16 protein-coding genes are annotated in these 16,991 nt (G+C 68.5%); 10 read left to right on the forward strand and 6 right to left on the reverse strand.

What is annotated here, in order from left to right:
- Positions 1–58: 58 nt before the first annotated feature.
- Positions 59–538, reverse strand: a complete 480-nt coding sequence (locus tag ABD768_RS18345; RefSeq protein WP_343964089.1) for a MarR family winged helix-turn-helix transcriptional regulator — start codon at positions 536–538, stop codon at positions 59–61.
- Between the two features lie 162 nt (positions 539–700).
- Here ABD768_RS18345 and ABD768_RS18350 point away from each other — a divergent pair, with 162 nt between their 5' ends.
- From ABD768_RS18350 to ABD768_RS18385, 8 genes are all read left to right on the forward strand, one after another.
- Positions 701–1,870, forward strand: coding sequence for an MFS transporter (locus ABD768_RS18350; RefSeq protein ID WP_344842018.1), 1,170 nt, complete (start codon positions 701–703; stop codon positions 1,868–1,870).
- A 15-nt stretch (positions 1,871–1,885) separates the two neighbouring features.
- The gene (locus ABD768_RS18355) at positions 1,886–3,040 is read left to right on the forward strand and encodes a N(5)-(carboxyethyl)ornithine synthase (RefSeq protein WP_343964093.1); all 1,155 of its coding nucleotides are present in this window, start codon (positions 1,886–1,888) and stop codon (positions 3,038–3,040) included.
- A 75-nt stretch (positions 3,041–3,115) separates the two neighbouring features.
- Positions 3,116–4,273: a precorrin-3B synthase gene (locus tag ABD768_RS18360; RefSeq protein ID WP_344842021.1), complete on the forward strand. Its 1,158-nt coding sequence runs from the start codon at positions 3,116–3,118 to the stop codon at positions 4,271–4,273.
- Positions 4,270–4,905, forward strand: coding sequence for a precorrin-8X methylmutase (locus ABD768_RS18365; protein WP_344842023.1), 636 nt, complete (start codon positions 4,270–4,272; stop codon positions 4,903–4,905). The genes ABD768_RS18360 and ABD768_RS18365 overlap by 4 nt, the downstream gene beginning before the upstream one ends.
- Positions 4,902–6,413 (forward strand): precorrin-2 C(20)-methyltransferase, encoded by a 1,512-nt coding sequence (locus ABD768_RS18370; RefSeq protein WP_343964099.1) that lies wholly within the window; start codon positions 4,902–4,904, stop codon positions 6,411–6,413. Before ABD768_RS18365 ends, ABD768_RS18370 begins: the two co-directional genes overlap by 4 nt.
- A 78-nt stretch (positions 6,414–6,491) precedes the next feature.
- Positions 6,492–7,148, forward strand: a complete 657-nt coding sequence (locus ABD768_RS18375) for a hypothetical protein (RefSeq protein ID WP_344842027.1) — start codon at positions 6,492–6,494, stop codon at positions 7,146–7,148.
- Between the two features lie 70 nt (positions 7,149–7,218).
- Positions 7,219–7,866: a hypothetical protein gene (locus tag ABD768_RS18380; protein ID WP_344842029.1), complete on the forward strand. Its 648-nt coding sequence runs from the start codon at positions 7,219–7,221 to the stop codon at positions 7,864–7,866.
- A gap of 42 nt (positions 7,867–7,908) precedes the next feature.
- Positions 7,909–8,970, forward strand: a complete 1,062-nt coding sequence (locus ABD768_RS18385) for an FAD-dependent oxidoreductase (RefSeq protein WP_344842032.1) — start codon at positions 7,909–7,911, stop codon at positions 8,968–8,970.
- On the opposite strand, the gene ABD768_RS18390 is transcribed toward ABD768_RS18385, so the two are convergent.
- The gene (locus tag ABD768_RS18390) at positions 8,967–9,440 is read right to left on the reverse strand and encodes a GyrI-like domain-containing protein (protein ID WP_344842036.1); all 474 of its coding nucleotides are present in this window, start codon (positions 9,438–9,440) and stop codon (positions 8,967–8,969) included. The two genes, ABD768_RS18385 and ABD768_RS18390, sit on opposite strands and share 4 nt — an antisense overlap.
- Positions 9,441–9,530: 90 nt before the next feature.
- Here ABD768_RS18390 and ABD768_RS18395 point away from each other — a divergent pair, with 90 nt between their 5' ends.
- Positions 9,531–10,814, forward strand: coding sequence for a glycoside hydrolase domain-containing protein (locus ABD768_RS18395; protein ID WP_343964109.1), 1,284 nt, complete (start codon positions 9,531–9,533; stop codon positions 10,812–10,814).
- A gap of 3 nt (positions 10,815–10,817) precedes the next feature.
- Here the strand turns inward: ABD768_RS18395 and ABD768_RS18400 are convergent, their stop codons facing one another.
- Positions 10,818–11,189: a cupin domain-containing protein gene (locus ABD768_RS18400; protein WP_344842038.1), complete on the reverse strand. Its 372-nt coding sequence runs from the start codon at positions 11,187–11,189 to the stop codon at positions 10,818–10,820.
- Positions 11,190–11,248: 59 nt separating this feature from the next.
- Between ABD768_RS18400 and ABD768_RS18405 the strand changes: the two genes are divergently transcribed.
- Complete coding sequence (locus ABD768_RS18405; RefSeq protein ID WP_344842041.1) at positions 11,249–11,713, forward strand: MarR family winged helix-turn-helix transcriptional regulator; 465 nt, start codon at positions 11,249–11,251, stop codon at positions 11,711–11,713.
- Between the two features lie 125 nt (positions 11,714–11,838).
- Here the strand turns inward: ABD768_RS18405 and ABD768_RS18410 are convergent, their stop codons facing one another.
- From ABD768_RS18410 to ABD768_RS18420, 3 genes are read right to left on the reverse strand one after another with little or no spacing between them, the layout of a single operon-like run.
- On the reverse strand, positions 11,839–13,101 hold the full coding sequence (locus tag ABD768_RS18410) for a serine hydrolase domain-containing protein (protein ID WP_343964115.1): 1,263 nt from the start codon (positions 13,099–13,101) through the stop codon (positions 11,839–11,841).
- A gap of 52 nt (positions 13,102–13,153) precedes the next feature.
- Complete coding sequence (locus tag ABD768_RS18415; protein ID WP_344842045.1) at positions 13,154–16,003, reverse strand: DEAD/DEAH box helicase; 2,850 nt, start codon at positions 16,001–16,003, stop codon at positions 13,154–13,156.
- A 38-nt stretch (positions 16,004–16,041) separates the two neighbouring features.
- Entirely contained in the window at positions 16,042–16,944 is a 903-nt protein-coding gene (locus tag ABD768_RS18420; protein WP_344842048.1) for an alpha/beta hydrolase, read from the reverse strand.
- Between the last annotated feature and the right edge of the window lie 47 nt (positions 16,945–16,991).

Consider the following 16,991-nt stretch of genomic DNA (forward strand, 5'->3'; position numbering starts at 1 on the left):
AGGGCAGGACAAGTACGACCTTAACAGATAGTTCGGTAGTAGACGATCTTTTAGCGGATCATGTACGCCGACGCGGACGGCGTACCGGTTGCGCCTCGACCGGGGTGGCGAGCGGCCCGCCGACAAGCTCGGCCAAAGCGTCGGCGAACGGCCCGCGCTGCGAGGCGGCGAGGGCGGCGAGCGCTTCACCGTGCACTCTGTCGACGACTTCCTGACCGTCCGCGGCAGCCTTGGCACCCGCGGGGGTGACCGCGATGATCCGGGCACGACGGTCGGTCTCCGACGGCTTGCGCTCGGCGAGACCGGCCTTCTCCAAGGCGTCCACGGTGCCGACCATCGTCGTCTTGTCGAGATAGGCGAGCTCCGCGAGCTGGATCTGGGTCCGCTCCTCCTCGAGCGCGTACACGAGCACGCACTGCATCCGGGGGGTCAACCCGATCTCCGCCAGCGCCGCGGTCAGCTGGGTCTCCAGGACGTGGCCGGCATGGATCAGCATCCCGGTCAGGTCGGGCACGGTGCGCAACGGAGTCTCAGCCATGCGTTCATCCTAGCTCGGGATTATCCGCTGACAGATGGTTCGTCACATCAACTACTTGCCTCCGGCGTCGTCGATCGGCAGAAATGCGACCTGGTGGCCGGGAGCGAGCAGGGTGGCGTGAAATCGCGAGCTTGGCGGCTCCGGCGCGGCTGGACTGGGGCGATGACTGCATTGGATACGCCGTCCGTCAGCACGCGGCCCCGGTGGCTGGGAGTGGGTGCGGTGACGCTGGGGATCTTCCTGATCGTCACCACGGAGATTCTGCCGATCGGGTTGCTGGGCCCGATGGCGGACGAGTTCGGGGTCTCGGCCGGCCGGGCGGGGCTGTTGATGACGGTGCCGGGGTTGGTGGCGGCGGTTGCGGCGCCGGTGATCACGGTCGTGACCGGGCGGCTGGATCGGCGGGTGATGCTCGGTGGGTTGATGGTGTTGTTGGCGGGTGCGGACTTCCTGGCGGCGGGCGCTTCGCAGTACTGGGTGGAGCTGGTTGCGCGGGTGATGGTGGGGATGGTGATCGGCGGGTTCTGGTCGATCGGGGCGGGGCTGGCCGCTCGGTTGGTGCCTGAGCGGTGGGTGGTGCGGGCGACGGCGGTCATTTTCAGTGCGGTGCCGTTTGGGTCCGTGCTGGGCGTACCGGCCGGGACCTTCGTTGGGGAGCGATTCGGGTGGCGGGTGCCATTCGTAGTACTGGGGGTGGCGGCGGTCGGGGTGCTGGCCGTGCTGCTAGCGGTGGTACCGGCGTTGCCGCCGCTGCAGGTGACCAGGGTGGCTGTACTGCGGGATGTGCTCCGCCTGAAGCAGACGAAGCTCGCCCTGGTCGCCACCTGCTTGATCGTCACCGCCCACTTCGGCACCTACACCTATGTGACTCCGTTCTTGCGCGACGTCACCGACACAAGCAACATCAGCCAGCTACTGCTCCTCTACGGCGCAGCAGGTCTGGCCGGCAACTTCCTAGCCGGTACTACGGCCGCCAACCACCTGCGAGCCACCTTCATCACCAGCGCGACCCTCATCGCCGCGGCGACCCTCCTGCTGCCCGTACTCGGCCACACCACCACTGCCGCAGCGGCTCTCCTGGTCATCTGGGGAGTCGGGTACGGCGCAGTACCGGCCTGCTCGATGACGTGGTTCGCGCAGGCGGCTCCTGGTGCCAGGGAGGCCGCCACTGTGCTCTTCACCTCGTCGTTCCAGGCGACTCTGTCCACTGGAGCGCTGCTCGGCGGGCTGGTCGTGGACGCGGGCAGTGTCTCCACCGTGATGCTCTGCGGGGGTCTTGCGGCGCTTCTGATGGTGCTGGTCGTCAGTGCATCTGTGCTAGACAGGCGGTAACCAAAGGGGCCCATCGTGGACCAGTTAACTCTCGGCGTCATCGGCCGTTCCCGCAAAGAGAACGAGCATCGGCTGCCGATCCATCCGCATCATTTCGAACGTATCGACGACGACCTGCGGCAGCGCATCTTCCTCGAGTCCGGGTACGGCGAGAAGTTCGGCATCTCCGACGTGGAGCTGTCCCGGTCCGTAGCCGGCGTCCTTGACCGGGAACAGCTGATCGCCAGGACCGACGTCGTACTACTGCCGAAGCCGCAGCACGAGGACCTGGCCGAGTTCCGCACCGGCCAGACCCTGTGGGGCTGGCCGCACTGCGTCCAGGACGACAAGGTGACCCAGCTCGCGATCGACCGCGAGCTCACCCTGATCGCCTTCGAGGCGATGAACCACTGGACCGACGACGGCCGGTTCAACCTGCACGTCTTCCACAAGAACAACGAGCTGGCCGGCTACTGCTCGGTGCTGCACGCGCTGGAGATGATCGGCTCGACCGGTGACTACGGCCGCCGGCTCAACGCGGTGGTGATCGGCTTCGGCGCGACCGCGCGAGGCGCCGTGACCGCGCTGGCGGCGCACGGGATCCACGACGTCGACGTCCTGACCGGGCGTGGCGTGGCGGCGGTCAGCTCGCCGATCCACTCCGCCCGGATGATCCAGTTCGACCACGAGGACGCCGACGACAGCAACGACCCGCGGCGCAGCCACGCGCTGATCGACGACGACCGGGTGCCGCTGGCCGGCTTCCTGGCCCAGCACGACATCGTCGTGAACTGCGTGCTGCAGGATCCGGACGCGCCGCTGACGTTCCTGATCGAGGAGGACCTGGACCAGTTCGCGCCCGGCAGCCTGATCGTCGACGTCTCCTGCGACCTGGGGATGGGCTTCAGCTGGGCCCGCCCGACCGGCTTCGCCGAGCCCACCTTCACGGTCGGCGAGAACATCACGTACTACGGCGTCGACCACACCCCGTCGTACCTGTGGAACTCGGCCAGCTGGGAGATCAGCGAGGCCCTGCTGCCGTATCTGCGGACAGTGCTCGACGGACCGGAGTCCTGGCACGCCGACACCACGATCGACCGCGCCATCGAGATCGAGGGCGGCCGGATCCGCAATCCGGGCATCCTCTCCTTCCAGCACCGCTCCCCCATCCACCCGCACGCGCACCTCTAGCCGGTACTACGCCCGCGCGGCGGCCTGCTGGAGGGCTGCTGCGCGGGACAACGGGCGGGAAAGTAGCATCACGCCGTGGTGCCTCCTGAGAGAACTGTGCCGGACCGCTGTCCGGGCGTTCTCGCTGTGCACGAGGCGGCCGATGGCGGGCTGGCCCGGGTGCGGCTGCCTGGCGGGGTGCTGAGCGCCTCGCAGCTGCGGGTGCTCGCTGCGGCCGCCGTGGAGCTGGGTGACGGTCACCTGGAGCTCACGTCACGGGCGAACGTACAGATCCGGGCGCTGCAGCCCGGGGCGCCGGTGGAGCTGTCCGAGCGGTTGTACGCGGCGGGGCTGCTCCCGTCGATCACGCACGAGCGGGTGCGGAACATCCTCGCGTCGCCTCTGTCCGGGCTCGACCAGTACAGCCTGTACGACGTACTGCCGCTCGCTGGCGAGCTAGACCGGCTGCTGTGCGCTACGCCGGGGCTCGCCGCCTTGCCTGGTCGCTTCCTGTTCGCGCTGGACGACGGGCGGGGGGACCTGGAGTCCTCCAAGCCAGATGTCGCTGTACGGCTAGTCGATCGCGGACGGGGTGAGTTGCTGCTTGCTGGGGTCGCTACCGGAGTACAGGTAGCGGTTGAGCGGGTGGCCGAGGTCATGGTGGCTGCCGCGGAGGCGTTCCTGGCTGTGCGGGGTGAGCAGGGGTCTGAGGCTTGGCGGCTGGGTGAGCTGGATGATGGGCCGCTGCTCGTTCTGAAGCGGCTTGGTCTTGATGGCAGTCCCGCTGCGGTTCCGGTGGGCGTCAGGCGCGGGCCTGCTGCGGCTGGGGTCTTTGAAGGCGGGGTTGTAGCTACTGTTCCGCTTGGGGTGCTTGGCGCGGAGCAGGCTGAGGCATTGGCCGAGTCTGGGGATGAGGTGCGGGTTACGCCTTGGCGGTCGGTCGTGGTGGTCGGCAATGGGCCGGTGCAGCGGCTGACTGCGGTGGGACTGGTGCTTGAGAAGGCGTCGCCTTGGAACGGGGTTACCTCGTGTGCGGGGCGGCCGGGGTGTGGGAAGGCATTGGGGGATGTTCGGGGGGACGCTCGGCGCGTAGTACCGGGGTGGTCGGGCGGTGGGCGGGTGCACTGGTCCGGGTGTGAGCGGCGGTGCGGGAAGCCCGGTGGAGAGTTTCTGGACGTGGTTGCCCTCGGGGGTGGCGGTTACGCGGTCGATGGGGTCGCGATGGGAGTCGATGAAGTGAGGGCACACAGGTGAGCGAGAAGTACGAGTACGTGGCCGACGGAGCGGAGATCTACCGGCAGTCGTTCGCGACGATCCGGGCCGAGGCGGCGCTGGACGGGTTGCCGGCCGATCTGGCGCAGGTCGCCGTACGGATGATTCATGCCTGCGGGATGACGGATCTGGTGGAGGATCTGGCCTTCTCCGACGGAGTGATCAAGGCCGCGCGCACCGCGCTGCAGGCGGGCGCGCCGATCCTCTGCGACGCGTCGATGGTCGCGGCGGGAGTCACCCGCAAGCGGTTGCCTGCAGCCAACGACGTCGTCTGCACGCTGAGCCATCCGTCGGTCCCCGAGCTCGCCCAGCAGCACGCCACCACCAGGAGTGCCGCCGCGATCGATCTGTGGGCGGACCGGATGGCCGGATCGGTGGTTGCCATCGGCAACGCTCCGACCGCGTTGTTCCGGTTGCTCGAGCTGATCCGCGACGGCGCTCCGCGACCGGCCGCGATCCTCGGGATTCCGGTCGGGTTCATCGGCGCCGCCGAGTCCAAGGACGCCTTGGCCGCCAACGAGCTGGGACTCGAGTACCTGGTCGTCCGCGGCCGCCGGGGTGGCAGCGCGATCACCGCTGCCGCCGTCAACGCGATCGCGAGCGAGGACGAATGACCGGACGGCTCTGGGGCGTCGGGCTCGGCCCGGGCGACCCCGAACTCGTGACCGTGAAGGCCGCCCGGCTGATCGGTGAGGCGGACGTCATCGCCTACCACAGCGCGCGGCACGGCCGGAGCATCGCGCGGTCGGTGGCAGCGCCGTACCTGCGTGACGGTCAGGTCGAAGAGCTGTTGATGTACCCGCTGACGACGGAGACCACTGATCACCCCGGCGGCTATCAGGGCGCCATGGACGACTTCTACGCCGACTGCGCCGCACGGCTCGCGGCGCATCTCGATGCCGGGCGCAACGTCGTAGTACTGGCTGAGGGCGACCCGTTGTTCTACGGGTCCTACATGCACATGCACAAGCGGCTCACTGACCGCTACACGTGCGAGGTGGTGCCTGGGGTGACCTCGGTGAGCGCAGCGGCCGCAGTACTCGGGCGGCCGTTGTGTGAGCGCGACGAGATCCTCACGATCCTCCCCGGCACGCTGCCACCCGAGGTACTGGCCGAGCGGCTGCGTAGTACCGACGCTGCTGCCGTCATGAAGCTCGGTAGGACTTTCACCAACGTACGCGAGGCTTTCGAGCTCGCCGGCCGGGCAGACGAAGCCTGGTACGTCGAACGCGCGACCACCGACGCCCAGCGCACCGCTCCCCTGACAGACGTCGATCCGGACTCAGTGCCGTACTTCTCCCTCGCCCTGCTCCCCAGCCCGATCAACACCCCGGCACCCGAGGCCCTAGCCCCCACGGTGAGTGCAGAGGGCTCAGTGACGGTGGTGGGGCTAGGACCGGCCGGGCCCGAGTGGATGACGCCACAGGTCCGCAATGCGATCGCCGAGGCCGACGACCTGATCGGCTACGGCCCGTACGTCGACCGGCTGCCCGACCGCGCCCGGCAACGCAAGCACGGATCGGACAACAAGGTCGAGTCCGAGCGGGCCGCCTTCGCCCTCGACCTGGCCCGCAAGGGCTCGCGGGTCGTCGTGGTCTCCTCTGGCGACCCAGGGGTGTTCGCGATGGCCAGTGCGGTCACCGAGGTCGCCTCGCAACCGGAGTACGCCGATATCGCCGTCACCGTGCTACCAGGGATGACTGCAGCGCAGGCGGTGGCCAGTCGGGTCGGTGCGCCCCTCGGCCACGACTACTGCGTGTTGTCGCTGTCGGACCGGCTCAAGCCGTGGGAGGTGATCGCTGCACGCCTGAGCGCCGCAGCGGCCGCTGATCTCGCTATTGCGATCTACAACCCGGCCTCGAAGTCCCGCACCTGGCAGGTGGCCGCCACGCGTGATCTGCTACTGGAGCACCGCGCACCGACGACCCCTGTGATCGTCGGCCGCGATGTGGGCGGTGCGAGCGAATCAGTCACTGTCACCACGCTGGCCGAGCTGGACCCGGCAACCGTCGACATGCGGTGCCTACTGCTGATCGGTTCGTCGCAGACCCAGACTGTGCCGCGCCCCGCCGGGCCACTGGTCTTCACTCCCCGCCGCTACCCGCATACAGGAGATAGTTAATTCCTCTGAAGTCCCGCATGAGTCGCCCGGTTCCCGGGTAGGCCCCCGCCGCAGGGCTGACATGTGAGGGGAACGGCAGTGGAGCAGAGCATCCTGGATGGACCTGAGGCCGACACGACGACCCGGCGGTACGAGGAAGCCCGGGCCGCTGCGGCCCGTGCGATGACCAGCGTCACACTGGTCCCCGACAAACCGGCGGCCGAGCAGACCGAGCCGGAGCGGCTGTCCTACCGGGGCTTCAAGTTCGGCGCCGCGTTCTTCGGCTGGCTGATCATGGGCTCGATGCTCGTCCTGCTCACGGCCCTCGTCGGCGGAGCGGCCACCGCCGCCTACTACATTCTGGGCTATACCAAAACCGATCTCGAGGACAACGCCAGCACCGTCGCCATCAGCGCCGCGGCAGCGGTGGTCCTGGTGATCAGCCTTGCCTTCTACATCGGTGGCTACGTCGCGGGCCGGCTGGTCCGGTTCGACGGGATGCGGCAGGGGTTCGGGGTCTGGATGATCACGCTGCTGCTGATCGTGGTCGCCTGCTCGATCGGGGCGTTCCTGAACAGCAACTACGACTACACCGGCCGGATCGACCGTCCCGACGTACCGCTCAGCAACGACAGCCTGCTGACCGGCGGGCTGATCACGGCGGCCGCGCTGCTGATGCTGCCGCTGCTGTTCGCGCTCCTGGGCGGCAAGACCGGTCAGCGCTATCACACCAAGATCGACGATCTCATCGCTTAACGAGTCGGGACGAATACGCGGGGGTACCAGGCAGTCGAGAACGGGGCTGTCGAGGTGAGGAGACGGCGAGATGGTTCAGCAGTACCGGGACGAGGCTGACACCCAGCAGGTTCCGCACAAGCAGTTCACCGAGGACACCGCGGTGGAGCGCCCGACGGCCACCCACCGCGCCGACATCAAGACGTCCACAGCGGCCGAGGTCGACCCGGCGTACCGGGGCTTCAAGTCCGGTGCCGCCTTCTTCGGCTGGCTGATCGCGATCGGCCTGACCGTGCTGCTGACCGGGGTGATCGGCGCGGTCGCGGCCGCGGTCGACTACGCGGTCACCATCGACCGGGCGACGGCCGAGGACAACGCCGGCACCATCGGCATCGTCTCGGCCGGGCTGCTCGTGCTGATGATGGCGATCGCCTACTACAACGGCGGGTACGTCGCCGGCCGGCTCGCCCGCTTCGACGGCGCGCGACAGGGATTCGGCGTCTGGGCGATCGGGTTCATCGTGACGCTGGTCGTCGCCGGGATCGGCGCGCTGGCGGGTTCGCAGTACGACGTCCTGGACCGGCTCGATCTGCCCTCCGTCCCGATCGCGAACGAGGATCTGACCACCGGCAGCGTGATCCTGGCGATCGCCGTCGTGGTGGTCAGCCTGCTGGCCGCAGTCATCGGCGGCAAGGCCGGTCAGCGCTACCACAAGCGGATCGACAACAGCTGGAGCTGAGGTAGCGGGAGTAAGGCGGCCGGCCCGGCTGTTGCACCTGGTGTGAAGAGGACCCAGGTTGCGGTGATCGGGGCCGGCCAGGCCGGGCTGTCGGCGGCGTACCACCTCGTCCGGATGGGGTTCCCCCGATACGACGGGGTGGTGGTGCTAGACCGCAACCCGGCCCCCGGTGGCGCCTGGCAGCACCGGTGGGACTCATTGACGATGCATGACGTGCACGGCATCGCCAACCTTCCGGGGGTCGACGTACCGCCCAGTGCTGGCGTGGAGCGGGCCAACGCGTTCGTACCGCAGTACTTCGCCGACTATGAGGCTCGGTTTGAGCTACCGGTCGTACGGCCGGTGGTCGTGGAGAGCGTGCGGCATGAGGGCGAGCTGTTCGAGCTGAGCACCGACTACGGCGACTACGAGGCCGAGGCGATCGTCAACGCGACCGGTACCTGGAACCGGCCGTTCATCCCCTGGTACCCGGGGATCGAGACGTTCCAGGGGCGGCAACTGCACACTGCCGACTACAACGGCGCGGGCGAGTTCGCTGGGAAGCATGTGCTGGTCGTTGGTGGGGGTGCATCGGCGGTGCAGCTACTGGCGGAGATCTCCGAGGTTGCGACCACCACGTGGGTGACCAGGCGGCCTCCGGAGTGGCGGACGCCGGGTGAGGAGTTCGGGCCGGAGATCGGGCGGCAGATCATCGCCAAGGTCGAGGAGCGCGTCCGGGCCGGGCTGCCGCCGAAGAGCGTGGTCGCGGTGACCGGTTTGCAACTGCGCGAGCAGGAGCAGGCGGCGTACCGGAAGGGTGTCTACACCCGGCTGCCGATGTTCTCCCGGATCACTCCCGACGGCGTGGAGTGGGCCGATGGTCGGGTGGAGCACGTCGACGCGATCCTGTGGGCCACCGGCTTCCGCGCGGACCTGGCGCATCTCGCACCGCTGCATCTGCGCGAACCGTCCGGTGGGATCCGGATGGACGGCACGCACACGGCACTGGAGCCGCGCGTGCACCTGATCGGCTACGGGCCATCGGCCAGCACTATCGGCGGCAACCGCGCAGGCTTCCAGGCCGCGCGGCAGCTACGGGATCTCTTGCAGCCAGTCGCTGCCTAGCCCCTGAGGCGGAACAGCAGTTCGGTCTCCCACTGGTCCATCGGGACCTCTTGGGGGTCGGACTTGTAGACCTCGAGACGGCTGCCCCAGTTGTTGCCGTCGGCGTCCCACTCCAGGCCTTCCTTCTCGGCCCAGGCGAGCAGGTCGCGGGTGACGCCCTCGAGCTCGCCAGGGTCACCGATGTGGGTGACGCTGGCGTACCGGCCGCCGGGCAGCACGCCGCCGACGATCTCGCCCTCGCCGTGATGCCGCTCTTCGACCGGCAGGCCGATCTCCAGCACGAGTCCGTGCTCCATGTCGACCACGGCGTAGCGGAAGAACACGTCGCCGATCGGGTTGATACTGCGGGCCGCGAGCCAGCTGAACAGCTCCGGCGTACGCCGGGCGAAGTCGGCGATCTGGTTCATCGCGATCTTGCCGCGCAGCGCCATGTACGGCTGGTCCTCGCGCTCGACGATCGTGGGTTCCATTCCACTCCTCCAATGCGTCTCCGGTGCAGACTAACCCCTTGCAGGGCACGCCGTTGAGGCGTGTACTGCAAGAGCCAGGGGGTGGGTTCGATGAAGCGTTTGCTGTTGGTCCTTGCGTTGCTGTTGACGTGTATGACGCTGCCTGCGGCAGCTGAGCCGGCTACCTCGATCGGCTATCCGGCGAGTGCGACGGCTACCAGGTACAAGGGGCCGGCCTTCGACACGTGTACTGCGCCGACGGTCGCGCAGATGTCGGCGTGGCTGGCGTCGCCGTACCGCGCGGTGGGGATCTACTTCGGCGGGGTGAATCGCGGGTGCGCGCAGCCGCAGCTCACGGGCAGTTGGGTGAGCACTGTGACGCGGATGGGGTGGCGACTGATCCCTGTGTACATGGGGTATCAGGCGCCATGCACTACCCGGGCCAACGCGGTGAAGCTGACCGTGTCGTCTGCAGCCGCACAGGGGACGGCTCAGGCGGCCGATGCCGCGGCCAAGGCAGCAGCGATCGGGCTGCTGCCGGGTAGTGCGCTCTACGGCGACATGGAGCACTACAACGTCAACGACGCGACCTGCCGGACCGCAGTACTGAAATATCTCTCCGCCTGGACGAAGGAACTGCACCGGCGCGGCTACATCTCCGCGGTGTACGCCCACCAGGACTCCGGCGCCCGCCACCTGGCGGAGGTCTACAACTCGACCATCTACGCACGACCCGACGCGGTGTGGATCGCGCGCTGGAACCAAAGCTCCGCACTGACCGGCTGGCCGCTCATCTCCGACCGCTACTGGTCCGTGGGCCAGCGGGCCAAGCAGTACAACGGCGACCACAACGAGACGTACGGCGGTGTCACCCTCAACATCGACAACGACCGCTTCGACGCACCGGTCGCCTCGACTTGGTACACGTACACGGTCCGGACGAACATCTACGCCTACAGCGGGCCCTCCACCGCTTACCCGAGGCGTGCGACGATCGCGCACAACGCGGCCGTCCGGATCGTGTGCCAGTCCTTCGGCCCCAAGATCGGCACCAGCGCCGTCTGGGACAAGCTGATCGACGGCACCTGGGTCACGGACTACTACGTCCGCACACCCGGCAACCCCGGCTACAGCGCGCCGATCCCGGGCTGCAGCCTCCCGTACCAAACAACTACCGACAACCTGGCCAGGCGCCACGGCCCCGGTACGTCGTACGCCACCTATCCCGGCCTATTGCCGGCCGGCTCGCTGGCCTGGGTCACCTGCCAACGAGCCGGCACGAAGGTCGGCACTACGTCCGTCTGGAACCGCCTGAGCGACGGCAGCTGGGTCACCGACTACTACGTCGCCAACCCAAGCAACACCACCTACAGCGCCCCCATCCGCCGCTGCTAAAACCTACTGAGCCCAGGGCGGCTGGACCGTAGTTCCGTCTGCCATGGTGCCGGTGAAGCCTGCGGTGATGGCGACGTAGAGCTCGGCGTCGGTGTCGCCCAGGTTGCGGACCTGGATCGGGTCTCCGGCCAGCACGACGGCTGAGTCACCGGCCTCGAGCTTCTCGCCGTCCGGTGTGAGCTGGACCGTGCCGGACAGGACCATGAAGACCTCGTCGCGGTCCAGCGTGTGCGGCGCGTCGTTGCGCGGAGCGGTGTCGAGGCGCAAACGCCACGTGCACAGGCCCTTGGAGCCCAGGCTGGGTGCGGCCTGCACGGTGAACCGGGCGCCCGGAAGGTCGAACTGCGGCGCATCGGCCGCGCGGGTGATCGGCATCTCATCCCCCTATTTAGACAAGCTGACTTGTTCAACTCGACTTGTCTATCATGGGTGACATGGCGACGAATGGCAACCCTGATTTCGGCATCCTGCTGCTGCTCGCGGAGCAGGAGTTCGTCCGCGAGCTGCGCGCAGCCACCGCGGAGCTGGGCTTCGACGATCAGGGCCGCTCCGACGGTTTCGTGCTCCGCACCCTCGGGCGCGCGCCGTCGACGATCAGCACCTTGGCGACCCGGCTGGACATCACGAAACAGGGCGCGGCGCAGATCATCGACGACATGGAAGCGCGCGGCTACGTCGAGCGCCACCCCGACCCCACGGACGGCCGAGCGCGGCTGATCCACTTGTCGGAACGCGGCCGCGCAGCGCTCGCGGCGGCTCGACGGTTCCACCAGGCGTACGAACGTCGCCTGCGAAAGACGCATGGCGACGAGGCGATCGACGCCATGCGGAAGGTCTTCACCGCGATGGCCGGCGAGGAGAGCACGACGGATCCGCACTTTCGGCCGCTGATGTTCTAGGGTCCGACCGGTTGGGCTCCGACCGCCAGCCCATCAAACGCCCACCAACCCACCCGACACACCGAGCCGGGCGCCCTTCCCCCGGACGATTGATGGCCTGGCGGTTGGATGCACCGATCCAAGTTCTAGCTGGGGAAGTACGTCGGGAACAGGTCGTTCGTGGGCCAGGTCTTCACGCCGGCGGCGGCGGTCCACATGGCGGCGTCGATGTCGCCGTACGACTTGCCGCTGGCGTCGTCGCGGCGGTTGAACAGCGCCGCCCAGCTCATGCCGTTGTAGGTCCGGACGAGCAGGGTGAACGTGCCGGGGAGGCTGCCGGTGTGCCAGGTGTTGCGGCCGGTGCCGCCCTGGGTCGTCGGGCGGACCTGCCAGCCGAGGCCGTAGTACCAGCCATCCGGGGAGACTCCGGTCTCCGGCTTGGCCCAGACGCTGGCGAGCGAGGTGCTGTTGAGGACGGTCGACGGCGCATCGAACATCTTGGCCCAGCGGACCAGGTCCGGCGCGCTCGCGATCCAGCCGCCGTTGGCGTCATGGATGCGCATGCTGAACGACCCGTACGGCGCGGCGACGACCTTGCCCGTCGTGTCGAGCACCGTCTTCGCCGTGTACTGCGAGTCGTACGGCACCTCGCCCGCGTGCTTGGCGATCGAGTACCCCTGGGCCATCCGGGTGATCTTCAACGGGGTCAGCAACTTCTGCTGCACGTACGTCGCGTACGGCAGCCCACTGACCTTCTCGATCACCCGCCCGGCGAGCAGGTAGCCGTAGTTGGAGTAGGCGACCTTCGTTCCGGGCGCGTTGTCGAGCGGCCGCCCGGCCATGAACTTGATGACGTCGGCGTGGTGCAACTCCATCGGCACGCCGAGCGCCTTCGAGATGGTCGCGTCCATGCCGGTCGGGTCACCCGACACGTCGCGGTCCCAGCCGCCGAGGTGCTGCAGGAGCCGCTTGATCGTGACCGTCTTCAGCCGCGGGTCGACCGTCTGGCCGGCCGGCGGGGTGAAGGTGAGGATCGACGTCACCGGCGTCGTCAGGCTCAGCTTGCCGTCCTGCACCAGCTTGAGGATCGCCGCCGACGTGAACGACTTCGTCAGCGAGGCGACCCGGAACAACGAGGTCGGCTGGACCGCCACGGTCGACTCGGTGCTGTAGCCGCGGGCAAGGACCAGACGGCCCTTGTACGTCACCGCCAACTGGCCGGCCGTGACGCCGCGCGCCTGCATGAAGGTCTTCATCTGGTTGTCGAACCCGGCCAGCGCCGGCACCGCGGTCCCGGTCGCCTTCCACGTCGCGGCGGCGTCGGCGGACCTGATCACCGCCGTCCCGAGAGCCGCTGCCCCTCCGGTAGCGACGACAAGCTTGCCGAGATTGCGGCGTGACAGCTCCACTGACGTGAACTCCTTCAAACACAGGCGGTCGAACGTCAGAACCCTACCGACCTCAGGGTTCGTCGACGACCGATGCGTAGGAGATCACGCCACGCCGGATCTGGTCGGTCACCTGGCGCGCCGTCTTGCGCAGCGGCGTCGGGCCGGCCGCGTCGGCGACCTGCTCGGTGAGGTCGATCAGTTGCTTCACCCAACGGACGAAGTCACCGGCCGCGAGGTCGGACTCGTACAGCACCTCGGCCAGCGACGCGCCCGACGCCCAGCGGAACGCGGCCCAGCAGAAACCGAGATCCATCGAGCGCAGGAAGTCGACCCGCATGTCCCGCTCGAGCGCCGACAGGTCCCGCCAGATGGTGCCCATCTTCTCCAGCGCGTTCCGTACCTCGCCCCGCGGCAATCGCGGTGAGGTCGGCTCGTCCTTGGACCGCGACTCGTACACCAGCGCCGCCAGACAGGCCGCCAGCTCCGGTACGTCGAGATCGTCGAAAACCCCGACCCGCAAGCACTCGGCCGCCACCAGGTCGAGCTCGGTGTAGATCCGCGACAGCCGGTCGCCCGCCTCCGTCGTCTTGTCGCCGTCGAGGTAGTGCAACGCGTCGAGCACCTGGCAGACCCGGTCGAACTGGCGGGCGATCGTGTTCGTCCGCTGCTCGATCTTGCGCTGGACGTCGCGGTTCTCCCGGTCGAGCCGGAAGTACCGCTCGGCCCAGCGGGCGTGGTCCTCGCGATCCGAGCAGCCGTGGCAGGGGTGCGCGCGCAGCTCGGCGCGCATCTGCTGCAGCTCCGGATCATCCGCGTGCGTGACGACATCGCCCCGATGGCTGCGCGACGACGGCGGACCTTCCTCGCCGATCATGTCGGTGCGACCCCGCAGTACGTGGGCGAGCTCGCGGCGCTGTTGCGGGTTGCGGGCGTTGAACTTCTTCGGCACCCGGAGCGTGCTGATCGCCTCGACCGGGGTCGGGAAGTCGATCATCGACAGCTTGCGCACCTGCCGGTCCAGCGTCAGCACGGTCGGCCGCGGTCCTTCGCGCTCGGACCGTACGCCGGCGTTGAGCACCAGCGCCCAGCCCGCGCTGCGGCCGGCCGGGATCCGGATGATGTCGCCGATCCGCAGCTTCTCCAGCGACGCCTGCGCCTCGACCCGGCGATCCAGCTTGCGCGCCTTGGAGCCCGACGACTCGCGGTCACCGATCCGGCGGCGCAGCGCGGCGTACTCGAGGAAGTCGCCGAGGTGGCAGTCGATGGACTCCTTGTACCCCTCCAGCGCCTCCGTGTTGCGCTGCACCTGCCGCGCCAGCCCCACCACGGCCTGGTCGGACTGGAACTGCGCGAACGACAGCTCCAGCATGTCCCGCGCCCGCGACCGCCCGACCTGGCGGACCAGGTTGACGGCCATGTTGTACGACGGGGAGAACGACGACCGCAACGGATACGTACGGGTGGACGCCAGACCGGCGACAGCGCGCGGATCGAACCCCGGCTGCCACAACACGACCGCGTGCCCCTCGACGTCGATGCCACGACGCCCGGCCCGGCCGGTCAGCTGGGTGTACTCCCCCGGCGTGATGTCGACGTGGGCCTCGCCGTTCCACTTGCTCAGCTTCTCCAGCACGACCGTGCGGGCCGGCATGTTGATGCCCAGGGCAAGCGTCTCGGTCGCGAAGACGACCTTGATCAGGCCGCGTGCGAACAGCTCCTCGACGACCTCCTTGAAGGCCGCCAGCATGCCGGCGTGGTGCGCGGCGATCCCACGGCTGAGCGCCTCGCTGAAGTCGTGGTAGCCGAGCACGCCGAGGTCCTCGTCCGGCAGGTCCACCATCCGCTCGGCGAGCACCCGCCTGATCTCGGCCTGCTCACTCGGCTTGGTCAGCCGCAGGCCCGAGCGCAGGCACTGCAGCATCGCGTCCTCGCAGCCCTTGCGGGAGAAGATGAAGTAGATCGCCGGCAGCAGCGCGCCGGCATCCAGCTCCTCGACCACGTCGGACCGGTACGGCGTGAAGTGCGACCGGGCCGGCCGGCTCTTGGGCAGATCCCGGCGACGGCGCGGCTTGCGCGAGTCGTCCTTGAAGATCCGGCTGTCGTCGCGCGCGATCTTCACCAGTTGCGGGTTGACCATGTCCTTGAGATCAGCCGCGCCTGCCTTTGCCGGGTTGCCCGACTTGGACTTGGGCGCTGTGTACTGCGGCCCGTACTGCGCCGCGCCACCGGCGCGCGCAGTCGGCGCCTCACCCGCGAACAGGTCGTGCAGCCGCTTGCCCACCATCACGTGCTGGAACAGCGGCACCGGCCGCTTCTCCTCCAGCACCACCACCGTGTTGCCGCGGACGGTCTCCAGCCAGTCGCCGAACTCCTCCGCGTTGCTCACCGTCGCCGACAGCGACACCACCGACACCGACTCGGGCAGGTGGATGATCACCTCCTCCCAGACCGCGCCACGCGCCCGGTCGGCGAGGTAGTGCACCTCGTCCATCACCACGTACGACAGGCCGAGCAGCGTCTGGGAGGCGGCGTACAGCATGTTGCGCAGCACCTCGGTCGTCATGACGACGATCGGCGCCTCGGAGTTGATCGAGTTGTCACCGGTCAGCAGGCCGACGTTCTCGTGGCCGTAGCGGCGGACGAGATCGCTGTACTTCTGGTTGCTCAGCGCCTTGATCGGGGTGGTGTAGAAGCACTTCTGCCCCCGCTGCAGGGCCAGGTGCACCGCGAACTCGCCGACCAGCGTCTTGCCCGAGCCGGTCGGCGCGGCGACCAGCACCTGATGCCCGTCCTCCAGCGCCGCGCACGCCCGCAACTGGAACTCGTCCAGCTGGAAGTCGTACAGCGAGCGGAACTCCCGCACCGCGGGGTGCTCCTGGTCCGAGCGGAAAACGGCATACTTCTCGGACGGAGTACTCATGCCCCCAATCTATGCGACGCCACCCCCAGAACCCCGCGCTACCCGACCGGCTGGTCCCCGAGTCGATCGCTGAGTCGGCGTCGCACGAAGGCAGCGGCCCGCTCGAGCGCCTCGTCGGCCTCGGGCAGGAAGCCGGTGAAGTACTGGAACACATGCGGCGCTCCGGCGACCACGTCCAGGCTGACGTCCACCTCGGCCTCAGCCGCCCGGACGGCCAGCCGCAGCGAGTCGTCGAGCAGTACCTCGGCCGACCCGACCTGGATCAGCAGCGGTGCCAAACCGGTCAGATCCGCGAACAGCGGGCTGGCCAGCTCGTTCCGCGCGTCCTGGCCGCCGACGTACCAGTCGGCGGACTCGGCCATCTGGGCCCGGCTGAACAGCGGGTCGAAGTCGCCCCGCGAGTCCACGCTTCCGCCACTCAACGAGACGTCGGTCCACGGCGAGTAGAGGACAGCTGCGGCGGGTTGCGGCAGCCCGGCGCTGCGCGCGGCGATCATCAGGGCCAGCGCGAGGCCGCCACCGGCCGAATCGCCTGCCACTACGACCTTCTGACCACTGTCCAGCAATTCCTTGTACGCCGCGAGCGCATCATCAACCGCAGCCGGGAATGGATCCTCCGGTGCGAGCCGATAGTCCAGCGACACGGCCGGTACGCCGGTACTCCGCGCCAACGGCGCCGCAAGGTTGGCCCCCGTCCGCGCCGAGCCGATCGAGTAGCCCCCGCCGTGGAAATAGAGGATGACTCCCTCGCTGTCGGCGCCGTCGACCGCGACATCCAGAGCTGGACGACCCCCGAGCGTGCGGGGACTCAGCGTTACGTCCTCTCCGAGTGGCCGGCTGGCGAACATCTCGTCGAAATCGGCCCGCTGCTGGGCGGGCGTCCGGCCGAGTTCACTCTTCTCGATCAGGCTGCGCGCCTGCTCGCGTTGCTCCCTGCTCATCGTGCACCTCTCCTCGGTGGGCTATGGTCGTGACAACTACATTCCCA

Origin of the sequence: Kribbella ginsengisoli (genome assembly GCF_039537185.1) — a bacterium.
GTDB classification, from domain to species: domain Bacteria; phylum Actinomycetota; class Actinomycetes; order Propionibacteriales; family Kribbellaceae; genus Kribbella; species Kribbella koreensis.

Coding starts and splice junctions, on each gene's coding strand:
- ABD768_RS18345 (WP_343964089.1), bottom strand. CDS start 538: ATGGCTGAGACTCCGTTGCGCACCGTGCCCGACCTGACCGGGATGCTG.
- ABD768_RS18420 (WP_344842048.1), bottom strand. CDS start 16,944: ATGAGCAGGGAGCAACGCGAGCAGGCGCGCAGCCTGATCGAGAAGAGT.
- ABD768_RS18390 (WP_344842036.1), bottom strand. CDS start 9,440: ATGGAACCCACGATCGTCGAGCGCGAGGACCAGCCGTACATGGCGCTG.
- ABD768_RS18400 (WP_344842038.1), bottom strand. CDS start 11,189: ATGCCGATCACCCGCGCGGCCGATGCGCCGCAGTTCGACCTTCCGGGC.
- ABD768_RS18415 (WP_344842045.1), bottom strand. CDS start 16,003: ATGAGTACTCCGTCCGAGAAGTATGCCGTTTTCCGCTCGGACCAGGAG.
- ABD768_RS18405 (WP_344842041.1), top strand. CDS start 11,249: ATGGCGACGAATGGCAACCCTGATTTCGGCATCCTGCTGCTGCTCGCG.
- ABD768_RS18370 (WP_343964099.1), top strand. CDS start 4,902: ATGACCGGACGGCTCTGGGGCGTCGGGCTCGGCCCGGGCGACCCCGAA.
- ABD768_RS18395 (WP_343964109.1), top strand. CDS start 9,531: ATGAAGCGTTTGCTGTTGGTCCTTGCGTTGCTGTTGACGTGTATGACG.
- ABD768_RS18350 (WP_344842018.1), top strand. CDS start 701: ATGACTGCATTGGATACGCCGTCCGTCAGCACGCGGCCCCGGTGGCTG.
- ABD768_RS18380 (WP_344842029.1), top strand. CDS start 7,219: ATGGTTCAGCAGTACCGGGACGAGGCTGACACCCAGCAGGTTCCGCAC.